The organism is Globicatella sanguinis NBRC 15551 (assembly GCF_001552295.1).
Lineage (GTDB): Bacteria > Bacillota > Bacilli > Lactobacillales > Aerococcaceae > Globicatella > Globicatella sanguinis.
This window is the reverse complement of record NZ_BCQX01000238.1, coordinates 1-796: the sequence shown is the minus strand read 5'-3', so window position 1 is coordinate 796 and position 796 is coordinate 1. Positions and strand designations below refer to the sequence as shown.

1 protein-coding gene is annotated in these 796 nt (G+C 39.3%); it reads left to right on the top strand.

Annotation, left to right across the window (positions count from 1 at the left end; all coding sequences use genetic code 11):
- On the top strand, positions 1–790 hold a 790-nt coding region (locus GSA01S_RS10345; RefSeq protein ID WP_174519416.1), incomplete at its 5' end, for a glucosaminidase domain-containing protein.
- Positions 791–796 lie beyond the last annotated feature (6 nt).

The window sequence follows — 796 nt, the reverse complement described above, 5'->3', positions numbered from 1 at the left end:
AACTACTCAAAATACAACTACAAAAACAGACGAACAACTAGCTGATGAAGTATTACTTGGTTTGCATGGCAACGGAGAACAACGTAAGGCAAGCCTAGGAGCTCGTTTTAATGCTGTGCAAGCAATTATCAATAAACGACTTCAAACGTCCACAGGAGCTCCTAAAATCGCTTTAAAGCTAGGCAATGACACGCTATCAGTTGACGACATGCAAAGTATTCAAAAGTATTGTAAGCAACACAATATTAGTGTGGCTTATATGGTAACCATGCTTAGCCTTGAAAGTGGTTGGGGTCATTCCAACGTAGGTAAAACCAATAATAACTGGGGTGGCTTTACAATGCCAGGCAACATGAACGCTTTAACTCGTCCGAGTGGTGTACAAGTCACAAGAGGATTAGCTCGCCCAGTTAACGAAGGTGGCTATTATATGCACTTCGCTAATACAGACGATTTCTTCAAAGACTTGTTCTGGCTGTTTAGAAAAGGGGGAAGCTATAAAGTAGCTGAAGGCAATTCATTTGAAACTTACGTTAAAGGCATGTTTAAATACGGTAGAGCGACTTATGATTATGCTATCGTTAATATTGCTGGTGATGATTTAGTAGCAAGCGAGAAACGGTATAGAGAATACCTAATCCGAATGGCTAGCCGATTAAATCAAATTAAGCAAGCTAACGACCTAGACAAGTACGAAGTTGTGAAGAATGAAGATGAAATTGTAGTGAAGAAAGATGATTACGAAGTGACAATCAACGGTGTGACTTACCGACTAGAAAAGGTCAATTAAAAAAAT